Source organism: Desulfonatronospira sp., assembly GCA_003563255.1.
Taxonomy (GTDB): Bacteria; Desulfobacterota; Desulfovibrionia; order Desulfovibrionales; family Desulfonatronovibrionaceae; genus Desulfonatronospira.
Map to the genome: position 1 here is coordinate 1 of PWSL01000480.1, position 6,061 is coordinate 6,061.

The following is a 6,061-nucleotide window of genomic DNA, read 5'->3' on the forward strand; positions in this document are numbered from 1 at the left end:
CCTTAATCGCGCTGAACGATGAGGCATGGGGACTGGCTCTCCCCGCACTGATTTTTAGCTGATGTAAAGATCCTTACTGAAAAATCAGTGCGGGGGTGCCTGTCCCCTGCTTTCCTTAATCTCGCTGAACAGATACATCCCCGGACAAGATAACTTATATAGCTTTACACTATATTATCCCATTTGCTAAAAGGCAAATCATACTTGGACCAGGAAAGTAATTCTTGATATCGGACCTATCAACCCCAAACCATATTATGAGGCTTACGACATGCAAATTCAAGTATCCTGCTATGCAACCCTTGCCCGGTTCACCCCACAGGACGGAACCCTGGAAGTTGAACAGGGTTCAACTGCAAGGGACCTCATTCGATACCTGCAGGTTCCTGAAGATGATGTCAAAATCATCTTTATAAACGGCAAAAGCTCAGACCCTGATAACCCCCTGAATGACCAGGACCGGGTGGGCATATTCCCGGCGGTAGGCGGAGGTTGATTTATGCCCGGACTGGACTTTACTCAAACATTGCATAGTAACAGCCATTTCCAGGACAACTACCCCTTTGCCTGCATTTCAGTGCCCGGGCTTTTGCAGATTGCTGAGGAATGCGGCCTGGAGCCCTGGCAAGCCCAGATCCAGGCCCTGGAAAACATGATCTGTCCCCAGAACTATATCAGAAACTACAGCACAATCAGCCTGGAAATGCAGCTTTCCCTGGCCCGCTCCAGGGTTCTTCTGGTGGGGGCCGGAGGTCTGGGGGGATATGTACTGGAACTGCTGGCTCGAAGCGGCACAGGACAGATACAGGTTGCAGACGGCGATGTATTTGAAGAAAGTAATCTCAACCGTCAGCTCCTGTCGGACATGCACAATCTAGGCAAATCCAAGGTGGATGCCGCTCTGGCAAGAGTCGCAGGGATTAATCCCTTAGTCGGGCTCACATCCTGCAGCCGATACCTGACACCAGAGGACCTGCCGGATATACTCCCTGGTGTGGACCTTGTCATTGACTGCCTGGGCGGAGTGCAGTTCCGGCAGGATCTGCTGCAGGCAGCCCAGACACATGAACGTACACTCGTAACAGGGTTTGTGGCCGGCAATACCGGCCTGGCCTGTACCGTTTATCCAGGGGACAACAGTCCGGCAGCCTTCTGGCAGGCTGAACCTGATGATGGAGCGGAAATCACTCTCGGCAACGTGGCTGCTACAGTTGGTATCATAGCCGCCATGCAGACAAGGGAAGCCATAAACATTCTGAGCGGTCAGTCTTCCTGCCTTAGAAACAGGGTTTTTTTCGCTGAAATGGGGGCCTGCAGTTTCCAGTTCCTGGAACTCTAGGCGCTGTATCTGTTAAACGCTTTGTACGTGACACGGCTTGCAGCCCAGTCTTCCGGCTCGTAAGGCCCGTGCCTGCACTTTTCTCAAAAAATGTTATCATTCAAGGTGGGCAGATACCGGCCAGGGTACATTCCCCCTGGCCTTTTGCCAACAGTCACCACCAGGGACCCTCCGAATGGTTACATCTCAGGGAGGCGGACAAATCCCGCGTAGGATCTATCTTTGAAAATGAACGAAAGTTCTTGCAATTTCCTGTAGAAACATATTATCCTGTCAGACAAGAGTACTCAAGCAACGGTCAAAATGTCAGCTTTTAACACTCTGCGGAATCAACATGGACAATCAAAAACTAAAAGTCGTGCTTGCCACCCGCAACCAGGGCAAGATTGCAGAGCTCAGAGAATTACTGTCAACTGTCCGGCCTGATCTGGAGGTGACAGGACTGGATAGTTACCCGGATATCCCGGAGATACCCGAGAGCGGGACAACCTTTCAGGAAAACGCGCTCATCAAGGCCAGAACTGTGGCTATGATCACTGGAGAAATTGCCGTGGCTGATGATTCAGGTCTGGCAGTACCAGCACTTGATGGAGAACCTGGTGTTTATTCAGCCAGATACGCTGGAGATAATGCCACAGATCGGGACAATAACCGCAAACTTTTGCAGCGGATGCAGCATGTTCAAGGGCGTGACAGGACAGCCCGGTTTATCTGTGTTCTATGTGCATACGCTCCTAATGGACACAGACTTGAGGTCAGAGGTGAATGGCAGGGCTTGATCCTCGATGAACCACGTGGAGACGGTGGATTTGGTTACGATCCGCTGTTTTATGATCCTGAGCAGAACCTGACTGCAGCTGAAATGGATGGGGATCTGAAAAACAGCCTCAGTCACCGGGGACAGGCGCTTAAGATATTGATGCAGAGGTGGGAAGACTTCATCTCTGAAATAAATATTCAGGGAGCCTGAAACTATGTGCGGAATTATTGCTTATACCGGTCACAGACCTGCAGTGCCTGTTATCATTCAGGGCCTCAAAAGCCTGGAATACCGGGGATATGATTCAGCCGGACTTTGTTTCTGTCACTTAGAGCGCCTGCACCTGTTCCGGGCCGCAGGCAAGCTGCACTTCCTGGAGCAGAAACTGGAGGGACCACAGGTATTGCATGCCACGTCGGGTATCGGACACACCAGGTGGGCCACCCATGGACTTCCCAATGAAACCAACGCACACCCCCACCTGGACGTCCATGACAACCTGGCTCTTGTTCATAACGGCATCATTGAGAACTACCAGCAGCTTAAAGCCATGCTTATAGGCACTGGCTGTACCTTTCGCTCCCAGACCGACACCGAGGTCATGGTCTGCCTTATATCACATGCCCTGAACCAGCATTCTTCCATACGGCAGGCGCTGGCCTGGAGCCTGTCTCAGGTCCAGGGATCCTACGCATTCGCCTTGATCAGTAGAAACCACGAAGGCAAGGTATGGGCTGCAAGGAAGGCCAGCCCACTGATACTGGGTGCAGGTACCGGGGAAAACTTTGTGGCCTCTGATATACCTGCTTTCCTGCCTTTTACCAGGAATGTGGTCTTCCTGGAAGACGGCGAGCTTGTTGAGATGGATGCCGGGCAATGGACGGTATATGACTTATCCAATCTTGAGCCGGTTTCCAAGCAGATCCAGCGGATTGACTGGGACGTGCAGTCCGCACAGAAGGGTGGATACAAGCACTTTATGCTCAAGGAAATATTTGAGCAGCCCCAGGTCTTGACTGACTGCCTGGCAGGCAGGCTGGACTTCAAGAAATACCGGGTCAACCTGTCAGAACTTGAAGGGCTGCCTGTCCCGTCCAGGCTGCACATAATGGCCTGCGGCACATCCTACCATGCCGGACTCTGGGGCAGGTACGTGCTGGAAAGCCTGGCTCGCATACCTGTCAATGTGGAAATCGCTTCGGAATTCAGGTACAAGGAGCTGGTTGATGAACCAGGGGCCCTGTATCTAAGTATCAGTCAGTCCGGGGAAACAGCCGATACACTGGCCGGGCAGCGTATGGTCCGTGAGAGGGGTCTTCCGGTACTGGGGCTTTGCAACGTGGTGGGCTCAAGCGTAGCCAGGGAGTCCGACAGGGTGCTTTATACCCAGGCCGGACCCGAGATCAGTGTCGCCTCCACCAAGGCCATGTGCAGCCAGCTGGTGATGCTTTATATTCTGGCCCTGTACTGGGCACAGTCCAGGAATGTTATTACCCCCAGGGATATGATGGCCAGTCTGGGCACCCTGGAGAGCCTTGCATTCACCCTGGACACCCAGCTTCCGGGAATGCAGAAAAGGGCACAGGAGATCTGCCCCCACTACTCAAAGGCCCAGAGCTTCTTTTTTCTGGGGCGGGGAATATATTACCCTCTGGCTCTGGAGGGAGCCCTCAAGCTCAAGGAAATTTCTTATATCCATGCCCAGGGATATCCCGCCGGAGAACTGAAGCACGGCCCTATAGCCCTAATTGAGCCGGAAGTACCTACATTTGCACTGGCCCTGGATAATTTCCTTCTGGACAAAATAGGTTCCAACCTTATGGAGGTCCGGGCTCGCAAAGGAAAAATTATTGCCTTGACCAATCCGGGTGTGCAATTAGAAATAGATGAGAAGTGGGAGATACCTCAACTGGGTGACCCCTTAAACAGCTTTCTGGTTCTGCCGGCCCTGCAGCTTTTTGCATATGAAATGGCTGTCTATCTGGGCAAAGATGTTGATCAGCCCAGAAACCTGGCCAAAAGTGTAACCGTGGAATAATCATGATGTTAAAAAATATTTTTTACTGCATTTTTGCTGCATGCATTTTGACTTTTTTTTCCGCGCACTCATTGAGCGCCGGCATGCAGAACACCGTAAAGGAACTGCAGGCCCTGATTCAGGACGACAAACGAAACCAGTACCGATCTTACTGGCTGGACCTGGCAGAAAAGTTTCAAAGGTCACTGGACCAGGAAGAGTCTGCAGAGCAAAAAGCAAAGGCCCTTTATTATCTGGGTCGAACTTATCATGAACTCGGCGGCAAATCCTTTCTGCCATCTGATTTCGAACATGCCGAAGAATTTTACACAAAGGCGATCCGGGAGTCGCCTACCAGCGACTATGCTGGCAGGGCTCAGTACCGCAAGGCCGAACTTTTCTTGAATCATCACCGGGAGACGGACCAGGCATATATAGAATACCTGAGGGTGGTATACAACCACCCCAATACATCCAAAACAGAAAAGGCCCAGGAACAACTGAGGATTCTTGACCGGATATACCTCGAAAAGATTAAGGGAGATCAGGCCTCCGGCGAGGTGCAGATGGAATCAGAACTCGAAAGTGCCTCACAGCCGGTTCTGCAGGACAGGCCCCTTCTGGAAAGACCCTTATCTGACAGCCTTGACAGAGTAACGCCCAGTCCGTCCAAAACCGAGACCGGATCCGCAGAACTGTTTGATATACGGCACTGGAGCTCTGATGAATACACCCGCATAGTTCTGGACCTGGATTCCCCGGTTGATTACTATCACAAGCTTTTAAAACCGGATCCTGATCTGGGAACTCCACATCGCCTTTTTATCGACCTGGAGGAAACCAGGCAGAGTGATAGTGTAGCCAATGAAGAAAATGTAGCCGACGGAATATTAAGCCGTATCAGATCAGCTCAGCACACCAGGGATAAATCAAGGGTGGTTCTTGACATTGAGACACTTGATGATTTCAGGGTTTTTGCCCTGGAAAATCCTTTCCGGATTGTGGTTGATGTTTACTCCCCCAAAGAACCACAGGTTTTGCAGACCAAAGAAGGCGAGCCGGAAATAACATTGGATCCCGAACGGGCGAGGCTTTCTGCCGGCAGTCTTTTGGAACAGCTTGGGCTGAAGATCCAGACAATAATGATTGATCCCGGACATGGCGGCAGGGACCCGGGAGCTGTGGCAGGTAATTTCAAAGAAAAGGATATCGTCCTGAGAATGTCAAAGATACTTGGGCGCAAGCTGGAACAGAAAGGTTTCGATGTGCTTTACACCAGGACAGAGGATGTATTCATCCCGCTGGAAGAAAGAACCGCCATGGCCAACTCCCAGAAAGCCGACCTTTTCATCTCTGTGCATGCCAATGCTCATCCCAACCCTAATGTTCGTGGATTCGAGGTCTACTATCTCAATTTTGCCCAGAGTGAAGACGCCAAAAGGGTGGCTGCCAGAGAAAACGCTGTCTCCACTCAGAAGATATCAGATCTGCAATACATTCTCACCGACCTCATGCTGAGTTCCAAGATCAGCGAATCCCGGGAACTGGCCAATAAGGTGCACCAGGACACCATGGACAGTGTGGGCGGAATGTTTACCGATTTGAGCAGTAACGGAGTACGTCAGGCCCCTTTTTATGTTCTCATGGGGGCTCAGATGCCCGCCATCCTGCTTGAGATGGGCTATATGACCAACCAAACCGATATGCGCCTGATGCAGAATGATGATTTCATGCGGTATATGGCCCGTGGACTCACCAGAGGTGTGATTGCATACAGGGATAAGATCGAGAAGTTTGCAAGACTTGATTAGGCGCTTAGGCAGTAAGTAGAAATAATCTTTACAATAGTATTGACTTCTCGTTTTGTGCAGACGCCGATGGCATAGAGTGGGGTTAATAACTCTTCTCTTATCGTTCCCACGCTCTGCGTGGGAACGTTTTTCGA

5 protein-coding genes are annotated in these 6,061 nt (G+C 51.1%); all 5 read left to right on the top strand.

Going from position 1 to position 6,061, the window contains the following annotated elements:
• Positions 1–271: 271 nt before the first annotated feature.
• The 5 genes from QZP87_RS14115 to QZP87_RS14135 all read left to right on the top strand — a co-directional run bounded on the left by QZP87_RS14115 (position 272) and on the right by QZP87_RS14135 (position 5,927).
• Positions 272–496: a MoaD/ThiS family protein gene (locus tag QZP87_RS14115; RefSeq protein WP_291323563.1), complete on the top strand. Its 225-nt coding sequence runs from the start codon at positions 272–274 to the stop codon at positions 494–496.
• Positions 497–499: 3 nt separating this feature from the next.
• Positions 500–1,339 carry a ThiF family adenylyltransferase gene (locus QZP87_RS14120; protein ID WP_291323564.1) on the top strand — a complete coding sequence of 280 codons (840 nt, stop codon included), beginning with the start codon at positions 500–502 and terminating at the stop codon, positions 1,337–1,339.
• Between the two features lie 334 nt (positions 1,340–1,673).
• On the top strand, positions 1,674–2,309 hold the full coding sequence (locus QZP87_RS14125) for an XTP/dITP diphosphatase (RefSeq protein WP_291323565.1): 636 nt from the start codon (positions 1,674–1,676) through the stop codon (positions 2,307–2,309).
• A 4-nt stretch (positions 2,310–2,313) separates the two neighbouring features.
• Positions 2,314–4,137 carry a glutamine--fructose-6-phosphate transaminase (isomerizing) gene (glmS, locus tag QZP87_RS14130; protein ID WP_291323566.1) on the top strand — a complete coding sequence of 608 codons (1,824 nt, stop codon included), beginning with the start codon at positions 2,314–2,316 and terminating at the stop codon, positions 4,135–4,137.
• A gap of 83 nt (positions 4,138–4,220) precedes the next feature.
• Complete coding sequence (locus tag QZP87_RS14135; RefSeq protein ID WP_291323567.1) at positions 4,221–5,927, top strand: N-acetylmuramoyl-L-alanine amidase; 1,707 nt, start codon at positions 4,221–4,223, stop codon at positions 5,925–5,927.
• Positions 5,928–6,061 lie beyond the last annotated feature (134 nt).

Coding starts and splice junctions, on each gene's coding strand:
- QZP87_RS14115 (WP_291323563.1), top strand. CDS start 272: ATGCAAATTCAAGTATCCTGCTATGCAACCCTTGCCCGGTTCACCCCA.
- QZP87_RS14120 (WP_291323564.1), top strand. CDS start 500: ATGCCCGGACTGGACTTTACTCAAACATTGCATAGTAACAGCCATTTC.
- QZP87_RS14125 (WP_291323565.1), top strand. CDS start 1,674: ATGGACAATCAAAAACTAAAAGTCGTGCTTGCCACCCGCAACCAGGGC.
- glmS (WP_291323566.1), top strand. CDS start 2,314: ATGTGCGGAATTATTGCTTATACCGGTCACAGACCTGCAGTGCCTGTT.
- QZP87_RS14135 (WP_291323567.1), top strand. CDS start 4,221: ATGCAGAACACCGTAAAGGAACTGCAGGCCCTGATTCAGGACGACAAA.